The following is a 22,110-nucleotide window of genomic DNA, read 5'->3' on the forward strand; positions in this document are numbered from 1 at the left end:
TATGGGGTTGTCACCATGCAGACTAGCAACACCGACGGCCCCGGCTCCGACTCCCGGTGTGTTTCGGGACTCTTCGACCGATCGTTGCTGGTGTGCCCGTGTTTCCGACCGTTGGGTGGCGTGTCGCCCGGTGTTCAGGTCAGCAGGGACAGGCGTTTCAGTGTGGTGACCGTGGCCTCGGGCGAGATCGCGGAGGCGACCACCTGCCGCCAGACCTGCTGGCAGTCCTTCACCGCGTCCTCCGACTCCACGATCGCGCCGCCGTGGGTGGCGTCCACGAAGGCCAGCGACGCCTCGCCCTCGTCGAATTCCAGCACGGTGAACGGCCCCGCCGCACCGGCGTGCAGGCCGGTCGCGGTGGGCAGCAGCTGGATGGTGACCCTGTCATGGTCCCGTGCCAGTTCGATGAGGCGGCGCAGTTGGGTGTGGAGCATGTCGGGATCGGAGCCGACCCGCCGCAGCGCGTCCTCCTCCAGCACCGCGTGGTAGCGCAGCAGGTTGTCGCGGTCGAGCACCTCCTGACGTTTGAGGTAGGCGGCCACCATGCGCTCCGCGGCCCGCTCACCGCGCCCCTGGGCGCGCGCCACCGCGGCGGTGTACTCGGGCACCTGGAGGAGGTCGGGCACGAGCATCCCGGCATAGGTGTCGATGGCGATCGCGCCGGCCTCGTTCCCGACGTAGGCGGAGGACAGCACGTCCTCGTACTCGGTCCACCACGGGCGCAGGCGGGACTCGCGGACCATCGTGAGGATGGCCTCTCGTTGGCCGCCCGTCACCCCGTAGAGCTTGAGCAGCGCGGAGACCTCCATGACCGACGGCCACTTGCGGATCCCCGTTTCGATATGCCCGAGTTTGGCCGGCGACCATTCGAGCACATCGGCAACGTCACTGAGTGTCATTCCAGCTTGGACACGCCGCCGACGCAGTTCGGCGGAGAGGCGGCGGCGTCGAACAGTGGGGCTCGTCATGGCGTCTAATCCGTACACGCTGAGTACCGGTCCTGTAGCAACTAGAGAAGCACTTGACCTAGCCTCTAGCAATGCGTTTCTAGAAATCGGCCCCGGATCGGTGGTTTTTCTTTGTTCCCCGATGTCACCAACGCGCGTCGAAGCCGCAGCCAGGGGGAGGTGGGGCGAGCAGGGTGACTCAGGTGGCGACCGGTGGCGCACCGCGCGGCCGCGACGGGGTTCCGGCCTTCCGGGCGGCGTCGGAACGCGCGACCGGATTGAGCGAACGATCCGTCTGCGAGCGTGCGGTCGCGCCCGTCGGTCCGTCAGTGCAGGAGCTTGAGGCCCACGATCCCGCTGACGATCAGCAGCAGGCAGAGCACCCGGGCCACACTCACGCCGTCACCCTGCCACGCCATTCCGACGACAGCCGTACCGACCGCGCCGATGCCCACCCACACCGCGTACCCCGTTCCCACCGGAATGGTCCGCAGCGCCAGGGCCAGCCCGGCCATGCTCAGCACGAGCGCGACGACGAAGACGACCGACGGCCACAGGCGGCTGAACCCCTGCGACGCCGACAGGGCGATCGCCCAGACCGTCTCCAGCAGACCGGACACCAGCAGCAGTACCCACGCCATGACGCACCCCCGACTTTCCAGGTCCGCGCCGTCTTGTCGTACCGGGTACGGCGCACCTCGTCCGGGGCGGGCTCACACGGCACCGCCGATGCCTGTGACGATAACGCGGGCGAGGGCGTCCACGCTGCCACGCGGGGCGGTGATCCACGCCACCACCGTCTCCGAGGGGGGGAAAGCGCGTACGATGCTGGGTGGATTGCCGGGGGTATGAACCCCCTACACGCTAGGAACCCAATGAGCTATCCGATTGACGACACCGAGCAGCTGATCGCGAACGCCGAGGAGGAGCTGCCGCCCTCCACTCGCTCGCGGTTGATCGCCAAGCTGCGCAAGGGCATGCACATCGACGATGCCGCCCGCGAGCTGGGGGTGAACCCGCAGCGGATCTTCTCCGCGGCGCGCATCCTGGGGCACTTCGGCGAGCAGCTCGACGCGACGCTGACCGCTGAGCGCGACCCCGACCTGCCCCACGGAACGGTCACCGGCTACAACAAACGCTGCCGCTGCCCGCAGTGCCGAGCCGCGGTGAATCGTAGGATCTGACGCTCTTCGGCCCTTTTCGACGCCTCGGCAATCCCATCATTCACACAGAATTATCCGTTGCGATACGGCGCCCCAGGCTTATCGATCTTGATCCTGGGGAAACCGCACACCATGAACGAGCGTGTGGACTGGGCCGCGATGAGCGACGAAGAGTTCATGGCGCTGCTGCGCCAGCTGATGGAATCCCCCTCCGGGGTGGAGTCCGAGGAAGACTAGAGCAGCCACCGAGCCACCACCGCACCACCCCGCGGAGGGCGCCGCCCTCCGCGGGCCCGCCGTATGCACGGGCCTTCTCACCGCGGTCCGCGGTGTTCACCGCCCTGATGCGTCCGGCCGCTTGGCCGACGCGGCACCCTCCGGCACCGCCCACGACGCGATCGCCTCCCGGACCGGGTCGGGAAGCAGAAGCAGGCGCAGCTCGGCGCTTTCGTGCCCGGGGATCTTCGCGCGCTCGGAGTAGGCCACATGGTCGCGGTCGATCGGAACGCCGGTGTCCGGCCCGCGGCCGCCCTCCCCGTAGATCTCCAGCCAGAAGATCCACTCCCCGTCCGCGTCCTCGAAGTGGAAGACGCATTCCACGGCCATGCGCTCGGCCTCCAGAGTGGCCACGCACTCCTCCCGGCGCTCCTCCAGCATCCGCATCCACGCGTCGAACTCGGCCCGCCGTCCCGGGCGGATGCGGTGGCGGGTCAGTTCGACCTTGAGCCCGGGCGGCAGCGAGGCGGTGCGATCGTCGGGCATGGGCGTCCTCCCAGCGGTGGCCAGGGGCGCCCGTCCTCTCCGTCGGAGAACGCCTCCCCGGTCGGCGACACCGCCGATCCTGCCGGGCCGACGCCCCGCTGTCACACCAATATTCCGCGGGCGGGCAGTTCCGAGGTGGGGAAGACCGCGGGGGCACCCGCCAGGTGCACGCGGACCGTCTCGCCGACCAGCGGCGCCGGGTAGACGTGCGACCGCACCCACAGCTCCGTCCCGTCGCCGTCCAGGGCCAGCTCCACAACGGTGTCGTGGCCCGCGAAGGTCACGTCCTTGACCACGGCCAGGGCACCCTCGTCCGCGTCGGTCCCCAGGACCAACCGCTCGGGCCGCAGCACCACGTCGCACCGCCCCGCGGGCACCTCCATGCCCTCCACCGGCGCCAGGCGCCCCAGGGCGCAGTGCACCCGACCGGCGCGGAACTCGCCCGGCAGCACCACCGTCTCCCCGATGTAGGCGGCCAGCTCGGCGTCGGCCGGCCGCTCGTACACCTCGCGCGGCGCCCCCGACTGGGCGACCCGACCGTCGCGCATCAGCGCCACGAGGTCGGCCATCGACATGGCCTCCTCGCGGTCATGCGTCACCATCAGCGCCGTCACCCCGGCGGCCCGCAGCACCCCCCGCACCTCCTGGCGCAGGGTGGCCCGCAGCCCGGGGTCCAGGGCGTTGAACGGCTCGTCGAGCAGGATCAGCGACGGTTCGGGCGCCAGTGCGCGGGCCAGCGCCACCCGCTGCTGCTGCCCGCCGGACAGCTCGTGCGGCATCCGACCGCCGTACCCCGCCAGTCCGACGAGCTCCAGCACCTCGGCACTGCGCAGTCGCGCGTCCCGGCCACCGCGCAGCCCGAACTCCACGTTCTTGGCCACCGACATGTGCGGGAAGAGCGCGCCCTCCTGCGGCACGATCCCGATACCGCGCCGCTCCGGCGCCACGTGCGTCCGGCCGCCGTCGGCCAGCCGTCGGCCGCCGACGTCGACGAGGCCCGCATCCGCCCGCTCGAAGCCCGCGACCACGCGCAGCAGGGTCGTCTTGCCGCATCCCGACGGCCCCAGCACCGCGGCCAGGCATCCGTCGGGGATCTGCAGGTCGACCCCCCGCAGGACCGGGGTGGTGCCGAAGGACTTGGTGACACCGGTGACATCCAGCAGGCCCATCATCGATCTCCGAATCCGTTGACCTTGTATCCGAGGAGGAAGGCGGGCACCGCCGCCAGCACGATGAGCAGCACGGCATACGGCGCGGCGGCCCCGTAGGCGCCGATCTCGGTGTGCGCCCACAGCCGGGTGGCGATGGTCTCCATCCCGGTGGGGCGCAGCATCAGCGTGGCCGGGAGCTCCTTCATGCAGGTGAGGAAGACGAGTGCGGCACCGGCCGCCACGCCGGGGGCGGCCAGCGGCAGCGTCACCCGGGTGAACGCGCGGCCGGGGGAGGAACCCAGGGAGCGCGCCACCTCCTCCAGTCCCGGCGGGGACTGGCCGACGGCCGAGCGGACCGCGCCCACGGCCGCCGGCAGGAACAGCAGCGCGTAGGCGAACACCAGCAGCGGTGTCTGCTGGTAGAGCGGGTAGGCGTAGCGGACCGAGAGGAACACCAGTGCCAGCGCCACCACGATGCCGGGCAGCGAGTAGCCCATCCACGTGGCCCGCTCCAGCAGCCGCGGGATCCTGCCCGGGTGGCGCGCGGCCAGCACCCCCACGGGCAGCGCGAGGAAGACGGCGAGCAGCGCGCCGCCGGCGGACACACCCAGTGTGGTCGCGGCCGTGGTGCCGAGGAGGGGCAGGTCCAGCCCGGCCGAGGAGCCGATCGTCACCCAGTAGGCGAGGCTCACGATCGGGAAGCCGAGGGTGAGGGCGGCCAGTGCGGCGCACGCGCCCAGCGCCGGGACGGTCCAGGCCCCCAACCGCGCGGGCGGCCGCACCCGGGTGGCCCCGGAGCCGACGCGGCTGAACCGCGCGCGGCCGCGGGCCCGTGCCTCGCCCCACAGGATGAGCAGGGTGACCGAGACGAGCACGACGCTGAGGACCGCCGCCGGGGTCCGGTCGAAGCTCGCGGTGTAGGAGGTGTGGATGACACGGGTGAAGGCGTCGAACCGCATGATCGACACCGACCCGAAGTCGGAGAGAACGTACAGCGCGACCAGCAGCGCACCGGCCGCCGCGGCGGGCTGCACCTGCCGCAGGGTCACCGTGAAGAAGACGGCCGCCGGTCCCCGTCCCAGTGATCGTGCCACCTCCTCCTGGTCGCGGTCGGCGCGTTCCAGGGCGGCGGCGACCGGGAGGAAGACGTAGGGGAAGCAGCACAGCGTCAGCACGATGGCCGCGCCGGCGAAGCCGCGCAGCCCGGGGAAGGCGGCGATCCACACGAATGCCGCGACGTAGCTGGGGATGGCCAGCGGGAGGGTGGCGAGCAGCGCCCACGCGCGGCGGCCGGGCAGGCGGGTGCGGGCGACCAGCCAGGCCATGCCGACGCCGATGACCAGGCAGGCGCCGGTGACGGTGGCGGCCAGGCCGAGGCTGCGCAGGATGAGCCGCAGCGTGCGCTCGCGGAGCAGGATGTCGGCGGCCGCGGGCAGCCCGTTCTCCAGCGCCCGGACGAGCACGTAGGTGAGCGGGAGCAGTGCCAGCAGCGCGGTGAGCGCGGCGAGCGCGACCAGCAGTGGGGGCAGAGACGCCGAGCGGCCGGGCCCGCCCCTCTCCAGGGCCGGCCCCGGCGCGCCGCGGGTGCGTTCGGTCGCCGTCACACCAGGCCGGATTCTTCGATCATCTTGAGGGTCTCGTCGAGCGTGTGCAGGTCGCTCAGGTCGATGTCGGGCTGCTCCAGGTCGTCGAGGGGCGGCAGGTTCTCGCCCGGCTCGACGCCCTCGGCCAGCGGGTACTCGGAGGTCTCGGTGGTGAAGTAGGCCTGGGCGTCCTCGCTGAGCAGGTACTCCAGCGCCTTCTGCGCCTGCTCGGGGGAGTCGCTGGAGGAGAGGATCCCGGCCCCGGCGACGTTGATCAGCGCGCCGGCGTCGCCGCCGGGCAGGTAGTGCAGCTCGGACTCGACGGCGTCCTCGCCCAGCTCCTTGACCCGCTCGTACCAGTAGTAGTGGTTGTTGAGGCTGATCGCGATCTCGCCGGCGTCCAAGGCGTCGAGCATGAGCCCGTTCTTCTCATAGGACTGGACGCCGTTGCCGGCCATGTCGTCGAGCCACTGCTGGGCGGCGTCGTCGCCCTCGATGATCCGCAGGCCGGTGACGAAGGACTGGAAGGAGGCGTTGCTGGGTGCGATGCCGACCTTGCCCTTCCACTCGTCGTCGGTCAGGTCCATGACGCTGTCAGGTGGCGTGTCCACCTGGCGGGGGTCGTAGGCGATCACGCGGGAGCGGCCGGAGATGCCGACCCACTGCCCGTTGTCGGCGTTGAACTCGGCGGGTACCAGGTCGAGCACGTCGTCGGGCAGGTCGGTGAGCATGCCCTCCTCGCCGAGCGCGCCCAGCGCGCCGGCGTCCTGGGCGATGAAGAGGTCGGCTTCGGTGCGCTCGCCCTCTTCCAGCAGCTGGGCGGCCATCTCGGCGGTCTTGCCGTAGCGGACCTCGACCTTGAGGCCCGTCTCGTCCTCCATCTTGTCGATGAGGGGCTGGATGAGCTCCTCGTCGCGGCCCGAGTAGATGGTGATCGAGTCGTCGGACGACGCAGCGTCGGTGCCGTCTCCGTTTCCGCCGCATCCGGCCGCCACAAGGGCGAAGGCGGGCAGGGCGACAGCCGCGAGGCGGCGATGCCGAGACAGGAAGGTACCCACGGTCAAACTCCTGGTGATCTAGACGGGGGGATCCGGGGGGGTCGTGGAGCTCAGCCGGCCAAGCCCTACCAATGTAAGTGAGGCTAACCTAGCTAAGGCTCACCTTCCCAGGGATATCCGCAGGTCGTGATCGTTTCGTGTCGTCCGACCACTCGTGGGGGAGAAGGAGATACCGGTTCCCCGCGTGAAGATCGCCTTAACACCGGGCGTCGCGAACGCGACACCACTCGCGGTGACGATCCGTTGGCGGATCCGTGACGATCCGGCGACGTGTCGACACCGCGACCCGGCGTGGTGTCGACATCACCCCGAGTCGACCTCGTCCCTCAGAGACGGGCACGCCCTCAGCGGACGGCCCGGCCGAGCCGCTCGGCCATGGCCCGGATGTGCTCGACGAGCTCGACCGGCTCCACCACCTCGAACTCGAAGCCGATCATGGCCAGGTGAAGCACGAGCATGTCGAGCGTCCCCGCTCCCGTTCGCAGCTCGCACGAGGTAGCGTCGAGGGGCTTCAGCACCCCCGACAGCGCGGACACGCGCTCCTCGGCCACCGCCACCGGAACGCGCAGGATCACCCGCGCCTGGAATTCGTAGGCCTCGCTCGAAACCCCCCGCCGCACCAGGTCGCCCGCGTCCTCCGGCGGGGTGCGCGGAACCACGCGCGGCCCCGTCGACAGCGGCGGCTCGATCCGGTCCACCCGGAAGGTGCGCCAGTCGTCCCGGTCGACGTCCCACGCCACCAGGTACCACCGCCCGGACGCGTTGACCATCCGGTGCGGCTCCACAAGGCGCCGGGACTCCGAGCCCGTGTGGTCCCGGTAGGCGAACCGCAGCCGCTCGGAGTCCCGGCACGCCCCCGCGATCACCGTGATGACGTCGGCGTCCACCGTCGCCGCCGACCGCAGCAGCGGAACCGTGAAGGTGTGCAGGGCGTTCGCCCGGCGCCTCAGCCGCGCGGGCAGCACCTGCTCCAGCTTGGCCATGGCCCGCACCGATGTCTCCTCGATCCCGGTGACGGACCCACCGGCCGCCGTACGCAGCCCCACCGCCACGGCCACGGCCTCGTCATCGTCGAGAAGCAGCGGCGGCAGCACGGCACCGGCCCCCAACCTGTACCCCCCGGCCACCCCGGGCGTGCCGTGCACGGGGTAGCCGAGGTCGCGCAGCCGCTGTACATCCCGCCGGACCGTCCTCGGCGTCACCCCGAGACGCTCGCTCAGGTCCGCACACGACCAGTCGCGACGGGACTGCAGGAGAGCGAGAAGTCGCAGGAGGCGCGTTGAGGTGTCGGACATGCCTCCCAGCTTCCCGCACGCCGCGGACGGACGGTGACCGCGATCCGGGCCGACGCGCCGACGCGCGGGTACGCCGACCGCACCGGTGCGCCCACGCATCGCGGCCCGGTCGCGGTGGGCGGCCGGTGCCCGGGGGACGTGCGGTCAGAGCGCGGGCCGACGGCCGAGGTGTACGGTCCTGGCCGTCAGCAGGAACAGGTCCTCCCGTCGGTCGACACCCGCCGGGTCTGCGGGGTCGAGCAGCCGGTCCAGCGTCGCCAGGTCCTCGGCGTCCAGGAACTCATCCGACGCCGCCCGGTGCCGCTCCAGGGATCGCCGCACGAACCGCCGCGGCCCCTCGGCCAGCGGCGCGGGAAGGTCGACCAGGAAGGTCCGGCTGCGCACATCGGTCAGCCCCGCGGCACGCAGCATGCCCGGCCAGTCCTCGACCACGGCGACCGACCCCGGTAGCTCGGCGCGCATGCGGTCGAACCCTTCGGCCATCGCAACGGTCAGCCGCTCCTGCAAACCGGGACGCCCGAACCCCAGGTCCCGGGGGAGCCAGCGGGGCGGGAGCCCACCCTCGACGACGGCGAGGACACCGCCGACGTCGAGCAGGGCGGCCAGTCGGCGCAGCGCGTCCTGCTGGTCGCCGACGTGGTGCACCACCTGTGCCGACCACACCAGGTCCGCCGGCCCCAGCTCGGCGAGGTCCTCCGGGAACCGCGCCTGCCTGGTCCGCAGCCGGACACCGAGCCGCTCCGCCCGCTGTTCGGCACGCGCCAGCAGCTCCGGCTCGCCGTCGACCGCGACCACCTCGGCCTCCGGGAACATCGAGGCCAACCGGCACGCGGCCACTCCGGGGCCGCTCCCGATGTCCAGGACCCGGTGCGGGTCCAGGTGCCGCAGCTCCGCCAGGGCCTGGCGCACATAGGGGATGAGCGTCTCGCCCTCCAGCTCCAACATGTCGGCCATCGCCGCCCAGTCGAGGTCGTCGCCGTGGCCGTGGCCGTGGCCCTCCCTGTGACCGTGATCGCCGCCCCGCTGCCCGTGCTGATTCATCGTGCTCCCTCCACCACGTGCAGTCCGTCCTCCGCAAGGTCCGCCTCGACCAAGTCCGCGTTGACGGCGACCGCCGCCTTCGCCCCGGCCGCAGCCGCTGCCACCACAAAGGCGCGCGGGTCCACCACGTTGCCGACCGCCCACACCCCGGGCACGCTGGTCCGACCGTTCGCGTCCACCCGGACCAGGCCATTGTCGTCCCGCCGACACCCCAGACCGGTGAGCAGCGCGTCGTTGGGCACGAACTCGGGCGGAACGAACAGCGCCGAACGCCCCACCACGGTCCCGTCCGCCATCCGGACACCTCGCAGCCGGTCATCCTCGACCACCAGCCCGCTCACCTCACCGTGCACGATCCGGACCCCGCTCGCCGCCAGCTTCGCGCGGCCTGGCGCGTCGAGGTCCCTGCCGTCCTGGGCGAAGAACACCACGTCGTCCGACAACCGCCGCACCAGCAGCGCCTGGTGCACCGCCTCCGGCCGCCACCCCAGAACGCCCAACCGCTGGTCGCGCACCTCCCAGCCGTGGCAGTAAGGGCAGTGCAGCACATCCCGCGCCCACCGCTCCCGCAGGCCGGGCAGGTCGGGCAGGGCGTCGCGCAGGCCTGTAGCCGCGATCACCCGCCGCGCCCGGACCACGCTCCCGGTCAGCTCGGCCTCGAAACCTCCGGCCGCCGCATCCGGGCCGAGAGGAACGTGGTCGGCGCGCCGCACCACGCGCACCTCGTCGGCGACGACCCGCCCGCCGTAGTGCTCGACCTCTCTCCGGCCGACGGCCACCAGCTCGGCCGGCGGCATGCCGTCGCGGGACACGAACCCGTGCACCTGCCGCGCGGGCGCGTTGCGCGGGCGGCCGCCGTCGACCACCAGCACCCGGCGGCGGGCCCTGGCCAGGACGAGCGCGGCGTTCAGCCCGGCCGCGCCGCCCCCGACCACCACGACGTCGACGGAGCCGGCCCCACCGGCGCCCTCCCTGCGGCACTCGTCCCTGCCACCCCTGACGCCACCGTCACCCCTGACGCCGCCGTCACCTCTGCCTCCGCGGTCCTCCACCTCGGCCTCCCTCAGCTCTCGTATCGGCGGCCGCTCTTCGGCACCGACCTCGGTTCCTGGGTCCGACCTTGCGGCAACGGGAGCTCATTTGACAAAGTTTGTTGCTGTTTCTGCAATAGGGGGATGGACGACGTACTCGCCGCGGTCGGACCGCGGCTCAAGCGCCTCCGGCAGGAGCGCAACTGCACCCTCGCCGCGCTGTCGACGACCACCGGGATCTCGGTCAGTACGCTGTCCCGGCTGGAGTCCGGCGGGCGCAAGCCCAGCCTGGAGCTGCTGCTGCCCATCGCCCAGGCCCACCAGGTCCCCCTCGACGAACTGGTGGGCGCGCCCCCGGTCGGCGACCCGCGTGTCCGGCTGAAGCCGGTCAAGCGCGGAGACTCGACGATCGTCCCGCTGACCCAGCAGCCCGGCGGCCTCCAGACGTACAAGATGGTCATCGGCGCCACCCGCACCACCCCCGACCCATGCACGCACGAGGGCTACGAATGGCTCTACGTCCTCAGCGGCAGGCTGCGGCTGGTGCTCGCCGAACACGACCTCGTACTCACACCGGGAGAGGTCGCAGAATTCGACACCCGGTTGCCGCACTGGTTCGGTAGCACCGGCGAGGCGCCGGTGGAGATCCTCAGCCTCTTCGGCCCGCAGGGTGAACGCATGCACGTCCGAGCCAGGCCCCGCCCCAGCGGCGGGCGGGTGGCCGGCAGCCGACCCTGACCGCGTTACAGATGCCGACCGATACCGTCACAGTGGCTTAAGGCGAGCCTTGAGCAGGCAGAACTCATTGCCCTCGGGGTCGACGAGAACGTGCCAGGACTCCTCGCCGGTCTGGCCGATGTCCACCGGGCGCGCCCCGAGCTTCAGGAGGCGTTCGAGCTCGGCGTCCTGATCGCGGTCGGTGGCGTTGACGTCGATGTGCAGCCGGGGCTTCCCCGGCTCCGGCTCGTCCCTGTAGCTGAGGATGATCGTCGGCTGCGGGCCGCCGAACCCTTCGCGTGGTCCGATCTCAAGGGTGCCGTCCTCCTCGCGATCGAGCACCACGAAGTCCAGGACCTCGCACCAGAACCGCGCCAGCACCTCAGGGTCGCGGCAGCCGAGCACGAGCTCACTGATGCGACATGCCATGGACACGACCTACTTTCAGCGTGGGGACCGCCGGGGCGGCCATGCGCGGAGCTCCATGGCTCCCCGCAGTGGAGACATGATCGGGACCGTACCGGGGGAGGCGGTCAGGGACAAAGGGTTTTCAGAGGCCTCACCCCGCCGACTCCCGGCTAAGCCCTCGGGGCGGGGGCCGGCGACTCGTTCTCCGGGTTCCCCTTGCCCTGCGCGGGACGGTCGGGGATCTTGGACAGCGCCCACTTCTGCGCCAGCTCCGCCGGGCCGTGGGAGAAACGGAGCAACCACAGGTACGAACCGCCCATGAGCAGCGCGCAGACCGCGACGCCCAGGCCCAGCCCTCCCCACGGGCCGAAGGCGTCCAGCATCAGGGCCTCCAACCCGAGAGCGGGAATGAGGACCGATCCGAGCAGATTCTGGGCCACGTACCCGGTCAGGGCCACCTGGCCCAGCGACGTCAAACCGATGGTCATGGGTCCCGGCCGACGCACGCGGTCGAGCACAAGACCGGCCAGCCCGATGTAGCCCAGAGCAAGGATCGCGGAGACCCCGTACCGGTGGATCATGGCCAGATCGTCCATCGTGGACAGCTCGGTGAACACGGCGAGGGGAAGCCCGAGTCCCACTCCCCAGACGAGAAGGTGTCGGCGGATGCGCCGACCCTTGGCATCGTCGGCGAACACCCCCGCCCGATACATCCGCACACCCAGGAGGAACAGGAACACCGTCATCGGGAACATCTGCCACGGCTCGTCGCCCCACCTCAGCTGGAGCAGGTGGTGGAAGCGGTCGTAGACCATATCCCAGTACGAGTCTGCGAAGGACGAGAAGCCGGTGCCTTCGCCACCAGCGGGCAAGAGCCCATCTTCGCGTGCCCCCATCCTGGCGGGGTCGGCACCAGGGAACATCCGGAGATCCAGGGTGGATGCGGCGATGACGGCCAGGTGCAGAGCGCCTGCCGCCCACATCACCGCATCGCACACGCCCTGGGACCGATTGAGCAGCCAGGCAACCAGCAGCGCGGTGACCGCGTAACCCATCAGCACGTCCAGATCGAAGATCAGCACGAAGTGCAGTAGGTTCACCGACGCCGCGGCGCTATCCGAGAACGGGAGGCACGGCCTGCTGGGCGGCCTTGCCGACGGTCACCCGCGGCACGTCCAGCGGGGAAAAGCAGCACCGAGGAGCAGGGGCGGGGAGGGGCGCCCTTCCACCCCTCTCTCTCCCGTTGATCTCGGAGATATCGGGGTATCCCACACGGTTTTCACCCCGATATCTCCGAGATCAACGAAAGAAGACCCGACCCGGGGCGGCAAGGACGCCCTCCCCTCTCCTCCTCGCCGCTGCTTCTGCGTACGGCCCCAGAACCGGACAACGGAGACCGCCCCACACCCGGCCCGCCCGACCACCCAGCACACCCCCCGAACCCCACCCACCCACGGGTTCACACAATCACAAACACAAACACAAACAACAAAAAAGTGGAGGGCCACCCCCACAAAAGGGGGCAACCCTCCACCTCAAAGAATGCGCGGCGGCGACCTACTCTCCCACCCCACCACAGGGCAGTACCATCAGCGCAGGAGGGCTTAACGACCGGGTTCGGAATGAGACCGGGTGTTTCCCCTCCGCCAAAACCACCGCAACCCTCAACCACCACCAACAGGAACAACCCCGCCAGCGTGGAAAACCAGGGCCGCAACAGCGGCACAATATGAAAAAACAAACGATTCGTGTGCGATCTTCGCCAACCACCCCACCACCCACAAGCGGTGAAAGAAGTCGATAGTGTGCGCGAGCACCCAGCATCTGCGGTGGACAAGCCCTCGGCCGATTAGTACCGGTCAGCTCCACCCCTCACAAGGCTTCCACACCCGGCCTATCAACCCAGTCGTCTACTGGGAGCCTTACCCCCACCGAAATGGGGCAGGAGACCTCATCTCGAAGCAGGCTTCCCACTTAGATGCTTTCAGCGGTTATCCCTCCCGAACGTAGCCAACCAGCCATGCTCCTGGCGGAACAACTGGCACACCAGAGGTTCGTCCGTCCCGGTCCTCTCGTACTAGGGACAGCCCTTCACAAGTCTCCAACGCGCACAGCGGATAGGGACCGAACTGTCTCACGACGTTCTAAACCCAGCTCGCGTGCCGCTTTAATGGGCGAACAGCCCAACCCTTGGGACCAACTCCAGCCCCAGGATGCGACGAGCCGACATCGAGGTGCCAAACCATCCCGTCGATACGGACTCTTGGGGAAGATCAGCCTGTTATCCCCGGGGTACCTTTTAGCCGTTGAGCGACACCGCTTCCACACGCCGGTGCCGGATCACTAGTCCCTGCTTTCGCACCTGCTCGACACGTCCGTCTCACAGTCAAGCTCCCTTGTGCACTTACACTCAACACCTGATTGCCAACCAGGCCGAGGGAACCTTTGGGCGCCTCCGTTACCCTTTAGGAGGCAACCGCCCCAGTTAAACTACCCACCAGACACTGTCCCCCACCCGGATCACGGGTGCGGGTTAGATGCCCGAAACAGCCAGAGTGGTATTTCACCAACGCCTCCACCACCACTAGCGTAGCGGCCTCACAGGCTCCCACCTATCCTACACAAACCATCCCAAACACCAATGTCAAGCTATAGTGAAGGTCCCGGGGTCTTTCCGTCCTGCTGCGCGAAACGAGCATCTTTACTCGTAGTGCAATTTCACCGGGCCCATGGTTGAGACAGCGGGGAAGTCGTTACGCCATTCGTGCAGGTCGGAACTTACCCGACAAGGAATTTCGCTACCTTAGGATGGTTATAGTTACCACCGCCGTTTACTGGCGCTTAGATTCCCAGCCTCGACCCCCGAAAGGAATCTAACCGGTCCTCTTAACGTTCCAGCACCGGGCAGGCGTCAGTCCGTATACAGCGTCTTACGACTTCGCACGGACCTGTGTTTTTAATAAACAGTCGCTTCCCCCTGCTATCTGCGACCCCACCCAGCTCCAGAGGAAAACTCCTTCACCAGACAGGGCTCCCCTTCTCCCAAAGTTACGGGGACAATTTGCCGAGTTCCTTAACCATGGTTCACCCGAACGCCTCGGTATTCTCTACCTGACCACCTGCGTCGGTTTAGGGTACGGGCCGCCCACACACTCGCTAGAGGCTTTTCTCGACAGCACGGGATCACTCACTTCACCAAAAACGGCTCGACATCACGCCTCACCCTAATATGGAGCACGGATTTGCCTATGCTCCGGGCTACACGCTTATCCCGGGACAACCACCGCCCGGTAGAGCTACCCCACTGCGTCACCCCATCACTTACCTACTACCCTCCTGGGTCCCACGCCTCCACGGAAAAACACCCGAAGGTGAAAAACCGCTTCAGTGGTGGTTAGCATCAAAGGATTCGATACTGGACGCGTGCGAACGGGTACGGGAATATCAACCCGTTATCCATCGACTACGCCTGTCGGCCTCGCCTTAGGCCCCGACTCACCCTGGGCGGATTAACCTGCCCCAGGAACCCTTAGTCAATCGGCGCACACGTTTCTCACGTGTGTCTCGCTACTCATGCCTGCATTCTCACTCGCACACCCTCCACCACACGATCACTCGGCAGCTTCACCGGATGCACGACGCTCCCCTACCAACCAGCACCCTAGGTGCCGGCTCCACAGCTTCGGCGGTGTGCTTAAGCCCCGCTACATTATCGGCGCAGAACCACTTGACCAGTGAGCTATTACGCACTCTTTAAAGGATGGCTGCTTCTAAGCCAACCTCCTGGTTGTCTCAGCAACTCCACAACCTTTCCCACTTAGCACACGCTTAGGGGCCTTAGCTGATGATCTGGGCTGTTTCCCTCTCGACTACGAAGCTTATCCCCCGCAGTCTCACTGCCACGCTCAACTTAACCGGCATTCGGAGTTTAGCTGACCTCAGTAACCTTGTCGGGCCCATCAGCCAACCAGTCGCTCTACCTCCGGCAAGCAACACGCAACGCTGCACCTAAATGCATTTCGGGGAGAACCAGCTATCACGGAGTTTGATTGGCCTTTCACCCCTACCCACAGCTCATCCCCCAGGTTTTCAACCCTGGTGGGTTCGGGCCTCCACGACCTCTTACAGCCGCTTCACCCTGGCCATGGGTAGATCACTCCGCTTCGGGTCTACAGCATGCGACTCAAACGCCCTATTCAGACTCGCTTTCGCTACGGCTACCCCACCCGGGTTAACCTCGCCACACACCATAACTCGCAGGCTCATTCTTCAAAAGGCACGCCATCACCCACACAAAAGCACAGGCTCTGACGGCTTGACAGCACACGGTTTCAGGTACTATTTCACGACCCCTCACCGGGGCACTTTTCACCTTTCCCTCACGGTACTAGTGCACTATCGGTCACCAGGACGTATTCAGGCTTAGCAGGTGGTCCTGCCAGATTCACACGGAATTTCACGGGCTCCGCGCTACTCGGGAGCATGCCCAGCAGCCAGTGCTCTGCCTTCACCTACGGGACTCTCACCCACTCCGGTACCGCTTCCCAACGGATTCAGCTAACAGAACACACAACCACCCCAGGCCGGCAGACCTGAACAGGCACATCCCACAACCCCGCACACGCAACAACTGCCGTCTATCACACGCGCACGGTTTAGCCAACATCCCCTTTCGCTCACCACTACTCAGGGAATCACATATTGTTTTCTCTTCCTGCGGGTACTGAGATGTTTCACTTCCCCGCGTTACCACCAACCGCCCTATACATTCAGGCGGCGGCAACCCGACACAACTCGGGCTAGGTTTCCCCATTCGGACACCCGCGGATCAACGCTCGGTTGACAGCTCCCCGCGGCCTATCGCGGCCTCCCACGTCCTTCATCGGCGCCTGGTGCCAAGGCATCCACCGTATGCCACACATACTTGGCCACCACAGATACAAGATGCTCGCGCACACTATCCACGAATCAAAAAACCAGCCACACACCCAACCACAACACCAGACAGCAGCAGCCGGAACCTCCCACCAACTCCACCGGCCAACAACCAGCGAACAAGCAGGACGACCGCAACCCGGGTCTTCATCGGGGTGGCAGCGGGAAGACAACCACACGGTCGCTCCCTCAGACACCCAACAGCGCGCCCACACCCCTCTTCCAAACGGTGCAGGACGTTTGCTTCTCAAAACCCAGCCATCCCAGGCAACCCCGGTCCAGAAAAACCAGACCAGGAACCCGGGTCCACTTCCGAGTCCGCCGACCAATCGGAAAAACCCTGCGAACGCAGGAACCGTCGGCTATCAAAGACTCCTTAGAAAGGAGGTGATCCAGCCGCACCTTCCGGTACGGCTACCTTGTTACGACTTCGTCCCAATCGCCAGCCCCACCTTCACCCACTCCCTCCCACAAGGGGTTAGGCCACAGGTTTCGGGTGTTGCCGACTTTCATGACGTGACGGGCGGTGTGTACAAGGCCCGGGAACGTATTCACCGCGGCAATGCTGATCCGCGATTACTAGCGACTCCACCTTCATGGGGTCGAGTTGCAGACCCCAATCCGAACTGAGACCGGCTTTTAGGGATTCGCTCCGCCTCACGGCATCGCACGCCCACTGTACCGGCCATTGTAGCATGTTTGCAGCCCAAGACATAAGGGGCATGATGACTTGACGTCATCCCCACCTTCCTCCGAGTTGACCCCGGCAGTCTCCCATGAGTCCCCACCACTACGTGCTGGCAACATGGAACAAGGGTTGCGCTCGTTGCGGGACTTAACCCAACATCTCACGACACGAGCTGACGACAGCCATGCACCACCTGTCACCGATCCCCGAAGGACCCGCTATCTCTAACGGATTACCGGTGATGTCAAACCTTGGTAAGGTTCTTCGCGTTGCGTCGAATTAAGCAACATGCTCCGCCGCTTGTGCGGGCCCCCGTCAATTCCTTTGAGTTTTAGCCTTGCGGCCGTACTCCCCAGGCGGGGCGCTTAATGCGTTAGCTACGGCACGGGAACCGTGGAAAGCCCCCACACCTAGCGCCCAACGTTTACGGCGTGGACTACCAGGGTATCTAATCCTGTTCGCTCCCCACGCTTTCGCTCCTCAGCGTCAGGTAAGGCCCAGAGACCCGCCTTCGCCACCGGTGTTCCTCCTGATATCTGCGCATTTCACCGCTACACCAGGAATTCCAGTCTCCCCTACCTACCTCTAGCATGCCCGTATCCACTGCAAAACCAGGGTTGAGCCCCAGCCTTTCACAGCAGACGCGACACACCGCCTACGAGCTCTTTACGCCCAATAATTCCGGACAACGCTCGGACCCTACGTATTACCGCGGCTGCTGGCACGTAGTTAGCCGGTCCTTATTCCCCACCTACCGTCAACCCGAAGAAAACCCCGGGCCTGCGTGAGTGGTAAAAGAGGTTTACAACCCGAAGGCCGTCATCCCCCACGCGGCGTCGCTGCGTCAGGCTTCCGCCCATTGCGCAATATTCCCCACTGCTGCCTCCCGCAGGAGTCTGGGCCGTGTCTCAGTCCCAGTGTGGCCGGTCGCCCTCTCAGGCCGGCTACCCGTAATCGCCTTGGTAGGCCGTTACCCCACCAACAAGCTGATAGGCCGCGAGTCCATCCCCAACCGAAACAACTTTCCACACCCCACCATGCGGAGGGGCGTCGTATCCGGTATTAGACCGCGTTTCCACGGCTTATCCCGGAGTCAGGGGCAGGTTACTCACGTGTTACTCACCCGTTCGCCGCTCGTGTACCCCCGAAAGGGCCTTACCGCTCGACTTGCATGTGTTAAGCACGCCGCCAGCGTTCGTCCTGAGCCAGGATCAAACTCTCCATCAAAGGCCAAACAACCGCACGCACCCGAGGGCGCGGCGGTAAACCTGGAAGAGATAACCCTGACCGACCAGGTATCACCCTGGCCAATCAAAGGAACCCCGAGCACCAACCGGACACCGCAATGCATCCGTGTGCTCTAAGGGGCCAAAACAAACTTGGCTGAAAGAAAAACAAACACGCGCTGTTGAGTTCTCAAGAAACAACCGCTCATCCCATACAAGCCGACCCGCAAACGATCCTGATCAGGCTTTTCTGTAGAGGCGGTGCTTTCCGCTTTGTTGTGTCTCCACTTTATCAGGTGGGCCCGGAACCGCCAAACCGGCGGGCTTTCCGCATCCCGACCCCGATAAACCGCCCCCGAGGGATTTCCCCGCAGAAGACCACCGGGCACACAGAAGTATGCCGGTCGGATCTTGTGCTTCGAACCCTGCGGACGCGGCCGCCACCACCAGGCCAGGGGCCCAGGAGCGACCGGAGAGAAGACCGCCGCCCCGGGGCGGCGGGAGAACCCGACCGCTTCAAGGCGACCCGGTCTACTGTAGCCCCGCGGATCGATTGAGCCAACCGAACCGGCGTGTGATACGAGTCACATCATCCGAGATGGGTTCCGCGCAGGTCATCCACTCAGCTCGGAGGGGTGATGACCAGCTCGTGCTCTTGTCGGCGGGGGTCTGACTCGACCTCCCACACACTTCGCTCTGCGTCCCACTCTGCCGTCCATGCGCCCTCCGGGTCGCTGGAACTGATCGTTCCTCCGCCCGGATACCTGTCCTCCGGTACGTAGATCTCCGTCGGGCCGGTCACGTCCTCGTCGCTCTTCTCCGCGAAGGACACGGTCAGTGTCAAGGTGTCGTGGTCGTAGCGCACCGCCAAGGGCTCGCCCGCGATGGCTCGTGGGTAGGGGCGGTTCATGACCTCGACGAGGGCACCCGGCGAGATGTCCTCTCCGCCGTTGCCGTAGTCCCACGGCCCCCACCCGTCGAGGTCATTGGACCAGTAGGCGCGTCCCGCGCCCATCTCGTCGCTCACCTCCAGCAGGCGTTCGACGTACTCCATGGCTCCAGGGCTCGTCGTATCGAGCCCGAACTCTCCGAGCACCACGGGCGCTTCGAGCCGTTCCGCCGTTGCCTGGACATTCGTGCGCCAGAGGTCGACGCTGCGATCGATCCACGCCCGGCTCGTGTCGTCACCGTACGACTCCCCGAGGTCCATCGGCAGTGGATAGATGTGCGGCGCGTAGACGATGCGCGGTTCGCCGTATCTCGGGTCGGCGAGGTGGGGGAGCGCCGACGGCAGGCCCCAGTTGGTCCCCACGGCCTGCGGCTCGACGAAGATCCAGGAGTCCTCATCGGCGCCGCGGATCGCGTCGATGCACCGCCGGTAGAGCTCGGCGAGCGGCCCGCGTTCGAACGCCGGTCCCTGGAGAGTGCCGCCCCAGGGCTCGTTCATCAGGTCGTAGCCGATCACCGACGGCTCGTCGGCGAAGCGTTCGGCCACGTGCCCCCACGCCCTGACGTAGTGGTCCATGAGCTCCGGGTGTTCTCCGGTCGTGTTCCAGAAGTGGTCGAAGGAACGCATCGTCCCCGGTTCCAGGTAGACGAGCTCCCACTGCTCCTGTTCCGCGACCGGCAGGCCGTCGGTGTGGGTGGCCCACGGTGGCGCGCCGTTGCCGACGTTGCCCTCGGCTGTGATGCTCTGCCCCCACAGGTCCTGGTGCATGTCCAGGAGCACGTGGAAGTCGCGGTCGGCGTACCAGGAGACGCGCTCGGCGACGGCGTCCAGGTAGTCCTCGTCGTATTCGTCCGGCGCGGGTTCCAGCGCACTCCACTGCAGTAGGAAGCGGACGAAGTTGGTGCCCATGAGCCGGTACTCGTTCTCGACGTCCTGCTCCTCGATCCACGGCATCGAGTCGGGGTCGCGTTTGGTCGATCCGGAGGTGTTGAAGCCGTGCAGGATGAGCGCCCGCCCCTGATCGTCGGTGATGAAGCGGGGGTTCTCGGGGGAAGGGCGGGCGATGGCCGCGAGGACTCCCCCGACCAGGACGAGCGTGACGACGGCGGCGAGCCAGGGGAGACGTTTCATGGAGCGCGATCCTTCGTGGGGGAAGGCGGGGGGCTATCTCGATGAGACGTGGATCACTATCATCCGGAACGTGAATCCGTTTCGCAATACCTCTCCCTCGACACCTTTCGCCTTCTTCCGCTTACCTCTTTCCCCTCCGGCGCCCGCGACCGCTGCTGTGGTCGTCGCCGCGTCGGGCATCTGCCTGGTCTTCGGGAGCACGCGCCTCATGGTCGGGCTGACGGCCCACATCCCCTGGCTGGTGGCGCCGTCGGCGCTGGGTGCCCCGTTCGGGTTGCCCGGACTGCGGGCAACGCCCTTCGGCGAACAGGGCTGGAAGGTGCTGCTCACCGAACTGGTCGCCGTGGCCGTGCTCGCGGCCGTCGCCGGGGCGTACACGGCGCGCGGTCTGCGGCGCCGGTCGGCCGGCCGGCGCACACGCACCTGCCTGTCGGCGTGGGCCGGGTTCGTCCTCGGTGCGGTGGCCGCCAATGCGCTCAGAGCGATCGACGTCGGTGTGACGCTGGGCTTCGGCCCGGTCGGATACGGGTTGATCGTGGCCGCGGGTGCGCTGACGGGCGTGGTGTGGGGGGTCGCGCTCGGCTGGATCCCCGGTCTGGCCGCCGCCGTGGCCACCCGTTCACCCGACCCTGGACAGGCCAGGTGAAGTGAAGGAAGATCGATGATGGAACGCCTGCTCCGAGCGAGGAGCCATGGTGCACGATGGCGCATGATCACCGGGGTGTGTCCGAGGCGGCCGTCTTCCACGAGCTGACCGATGCGGAGATGGCTTCCGTCGGCGCGCAGGTACCCACGCGTTCACTTCCGGCGGGGCGGACGATCTACTCGCCCCGGGACCGCGCCGAGACGATGTACCTGGTGAAGCACGGGCGCGTGCGGCTGTACCGGGTGTCCGACGACGGCCGCACGATTACGACGGGCCTCCTGGGGGCGGGCGCCATCTTCGGGGAGATGGACCTGCTGGGACTGCACATGGGCGGCACCTGGGCGGAGGCGTTGGAGGACAGCGTGCTCCACCTGCTGAGCCACGACGATGTGCGGGGCCTGCTGCTGTCGGACCCAAGGGTCGTCACCCGGGTCGCCGAGCAGCTTGCGGCCCGGATCGCCCAGCTTGAGCGTCGGCTGGTCGACATGGCCTGCAAGTCGGTGGCGGAGCGGACCGCCGCGACGCTGTCGACCCTCATCGTCCCCGACAGGGGCGCGGGTCAGGGCGTGCGGCTCACGCATGAGCAGCTGGCACGCCTGACCGGCACCACGCGGGAGCGCACCACCAAGGCGCTCGGCGAGCTCGCCGGATGCGGGCTGGTGCGGCTGCGCCGGGGACAGGTCGTGGTGGTCGACCCTGCCGGGCTGGTCGCGTACGCGGACGGCGGTTACGGGGCGCCGGATGCCGGGGCCGCCTGAGGCGGTGCCGACCGGGCCGGGTGGAACCGGAGTTCCGCCTGCGGCCTCACGTGTCGACAAGGTGATGTGGCGGCAGACGGACCTGTGGATGTGGGGATCCGTCTCCTTGTCGCGAACGCGCGATGGGGGCGAGACCGGTTCAGGCCGCACCGCCGTTCGTCCACGCGTAGATCAGGCCGTCGCTCAGTACCGCGTTGAAATCGCCGCACCGCTGGGTCAGGGAGGCGGGTCTCTTCGGGAACCAGTCGGCCGTGAGTCTCGGCCCCTCGGGGTCGACCTCCATGTCCTCGCAAGCGTCCGGCAGGCTCCGGGACTCGACCGTGAACGTCAGGAGTTGGGCGTTGGTGTCGAGGTCGCGTTTCGCCCGGATGTCGCGTGCTTCCTCGGGAACCCACTCCGGGACCCATCCCTGGTCCACTGCGCCCTCCTCCCGCGCGTGCTCCAGGTCGTCGTAGTGCGATTCCCGAACCTCGGCGGCGCAGGAGGCCAGCAAGGCCATGGCGGCCAGGGGGGCGACCACGCCCAGGGCGGCTTCTCGTCGGGGTCCACGCATGCGTTCAGCGCCTCCATGGTCCGGGTGCGTTGCTCTCCGGCCGACCGGCTCCGGGGCGGGGTCGGTCA

The 22,110-nt window shown here is 67.5% G+C and carries 17 protein-coding genes, 3 rRNA genes and 1 riboswitch; of the genes, 4 read left to right on the forward strand and 16 right to left on the reverse strand.

Annotation, left to right across the window (positions count from 1 at the left end):
* Positions 1–134: 134 nt before the first annotated feature.
* Together HNR23_RS22040 and HNR23_RS22045 are read right to left on the reverse strand one after the other, a co-directional pair.
* Entirely contained in the window at positions 135–968 is an 834-nt protein-coding gene (locus HNR23_RS22040) for a helix-turn-helix domain-containing protein (protein ID WP_184078326.1), read from the reverse strand.
* A 305-nt stretch (positions 969–1,273) separates the two neighbouring features.
* Positions 1,274–1,588 (reverse strand): DMT family transporter, encoded by a 315-nt coding sequence (locus HNR23_RS22045; protein WP_184078329.1) that lies wholly within the window; start codon positions 1,586–1,588, stop codon positions 1,274–1,276.
* A 22-nt stretch (positions 1,589–1,610) separates the two neighbouring features.
* A riboswitch (guanidine-III (ykkC-III) riboswitch) is annotated at positions 1,611–1,677 on the reverse strand.
* Positions 1,678–1,822: 145 nt separating this feature from the next.
* On the opposite strand from HNR23_RS22045, the gene HNR23_RS22050 reads away from it, so the two are divergent.
* Positions 1,823–2,131 carry a hypothetical protein gene (locus HNR23_RS22050; protein WP_184078331.1) on the forward strand — a complete coding sequence of 103 codons (309 nt, stop codon included), beginning with the start codon at positions 1,823–1,825 and terminating at the stop codon, positions 2,129–2,131.
* A gap of 312 nt (positions 2,132–2,443) precedes the next feature.
* Here the strand turns inward: HNR23_RS22050 and HNR23_RS22055 are convergent, their stop codons facing one another.
* The 7 genes from HNR23_RS22055 to HNR23_RS22085 all read right to left on the reverse strand — a co-directional run bounded on the left by HNR23_RS22055 (position 2,444) and on the right by HNR23_RS22085 (position 10,052).
* A complete protein-coding gene (locus HNR23_RS22055; RefSeq protein WP_184078333.1) occupies positions 2,444–2,872 on the reverse strand; it encodes a DUF6176 family protein in 429 nt (142 codons plus the stop codon).
* Between the two features lie 101 nt (positions 2,873–2,973).
* The gene (locus HNR23_RS22060) at positions 2,974–4,044 is read right to left on the reverse strand and encodes an ABC transporter ATP-binding protein (protein WP_221308216.1); all 1,071 of its coding nucleotides are present in this window, start codon (positions 4,042–4,044) and stop codon (positions 2,974–2,976) included.
* Positions 4,041–5,627 (reverse strand): ABC transporter permease subunit, encoded by a 1,587-nt coding sequence (locus HNR23_RS22065; protein WP_184078335.1) that lies wholly within the window; start codon positions 5,625–5,627, stop codon positions 4,041–4,043. Before HNR23_RS22065 ends, HNR23_RS22060 begins: the two co-directional genes overlap by 4 nt.
* A complete protein-coding gene (locus HNR23_RS22070) occupies positions 5,624–6,664 on the reverse strand; it encodes an iron ABC transporter substrate-binding protein (protein ID WP_343070660.1) in 1,041 nt (346 codons plus the stop codon). The genes HNR23_RS22065 and HNR23_RS22070 overlap by 4 nt, the downstream gene beginning before the upstream one ends.
* Before the next feature lie 344 nt (positions 6,665–7,008).
* Positions 7,009–7,959: a helix-turn-helix transcriptional regulator gene (locus tag HNR23_RS22075; protein ID WP_184078337.1), complete on the reverse strand. Its 951-nt coding sequence runs from the start codon at positions 7,957–7,959 to the stop codon at positions 7,009–7,011.
* A 144-nt stretch (positions 7,960–8,103) separates the two neighbouring features.
* A complete protein-coding gene (locus HNR23_RS22080; RefSeq protein WP_184078339.1) occupies positions 8,104–9,000 on the reverse strand; it encodes a class I SAM-dependent methyltransferase in 897 nt (298 codons plus the stop codon).
* Complete coding sequence (locus HNR23_RS22085) at positions 8,997–10,052, reverse strand: FAD-dependent oxidoreductase (protein WP_184078341.1); 1,056 nt, start codon at positions 10,050–10,052, stop codon at positions 8,997–8,999. Before HNR23_RS22085 ends, HNR23_RS22080 begins: the two co-directional genes overlap by 4 nt.
* Positions 10,053–10,175: 123 nt before the next feature.
* Between HNR23_RS22085 and HNR23_RS22090 the strand changes: the two genes are divergently transcribed.
* On the forward strand, positions 10,176–10,769 hold the full coding sequence (locus HNR23_RS22090) for a helix-turn-helix domain-containing protein (protein WP_184078343.1): 594 nt from the start codon (positions 10,176–10,178) through the stop codon (positions 10,767–10,769).
* Between the two features lie 27 nt (positions 10,770–10,796).
* Here HNR23_RS22090 and HNR23_RS22095 read toward each other — a convergent pair whose 3' ends face one another.
* From HNR23_RS22095 to HNR23_RS22120, 6 genes are all read right to left on the reverse strand, one after another.
* Positions 10,797–11,177, reverse strand: a complete 381-nt coding sequence (locus HNR23_RS22095) for a VOC family protein (protein WP_184078345.1) — start codon at positions 11,175–11,177, stop codon at positions 10,797–10,799.
* Positions 11,178–11,326: 149 nt separating this feature from the next.
* On the reverse strand, positions 11,327–12,256 hold the full coding sequence (locus tag HNR23_RS22100; protein WP_184078347.1) for a DUF418 domain-containing protein: 930 nt from the start codon (positions 12,254–12,256) through the stop codon (positions 11,327–11,329).
* Between the two features lie 444 nt (positions 12,257–12,700).
* Positions 12,701–12,816: ribosomal RNA gene (gene rrf, locus HNR23_RS22105) — 5S ribosomal RNA — on the reverse strand.
* Between the two features lie 168 nt (positions 12,817–12,984).
* A 23S ribosomal RNA gene (locus tag HNR23_RS22110) occupies positions 12,985–16,087 on the reverse strand.
* A 384-nt stretch (positions 16,088–16,471) separates the two neighbouring features.
* Positions 16,472–18,006, reverse strand: a 16S ribosomal RNA gene (locus HNR23_RS22115).
* The 16S, 23S and 5S rRNA genes sit together here, the layout of an rRNA operon.
* A gap of 621 nt (positions 18,007–18,627) precedes the next feature.
* A complete protein-coding gene (locus HNR23_RS22120) occupies positions 18,628–20,085 on the reverse strand; it encodes a cellulase family glycosylhydrolase (RefSeq protein WP_184078349.1) in 1,458 nt (485 codons plus the stop codon).
* 70 nt (positions 20,086–20,155) lie between these two features.
* Between HNR23_RS22120 and HNR23_RS22125 the strand changes: the two genes are divergently transcribed.
* Together HNR23_RS22125 and HNR23_RS22130 are read left to right on the forward strand one after the other, a co-directional pair.
* Positions 20,156–20,731, forward strand: a complete 576-nt coding sequence (locus tag HNR23_RS22125) for a hypothetical protein (RefSeq protein WP_184078351.1) — start codon at positions 20,156–20,158, stop codon at positions 20,729–20,731.
* 56 nt (positions 20,732–20,787) lie between these two features.
* Positions 20,788–21,489 carry a Crp/Fnr family transcriptional regulator gene (locus HNR23_RS22130; protein WP_184078353.1) on the forward strand — a complete coding sequence of 234 codons (702 nt, stop codon included), beginning with the start codon at positions 20,788–20,790 and terminating at the stop codon, positions 21,487–21,489.
* Positions 21,490–21,628: 139 nt separating this feature from the next.
* Here HNR23_RS22130 and HNR23_RS22135 read toward each other — a convergent pair whose 3' ends face one another.
* Positions 21,629–22,042: a hypothetical protein gene (locus HNR23_RS22135; protein ID WP_184078355.1), complete on the reverse strand. Its 414-nt coding sequence runs from the start codon at positions 22,040–22,042 to the stop codon at positions 21,629–21,631.
* Positions 22,043–22,110 lie beyond the last annotated feature (68 nt).

This window comes from Nocardiopsis mwathae (assembly GCF_014201195.1).
GTDB lineage: Bacteria > Actinomycetota > Actinomycetes > Streptosporangiales > Streptosporangiaceae > Nocardiopsis_C > Nocardiopsis_C mwathae.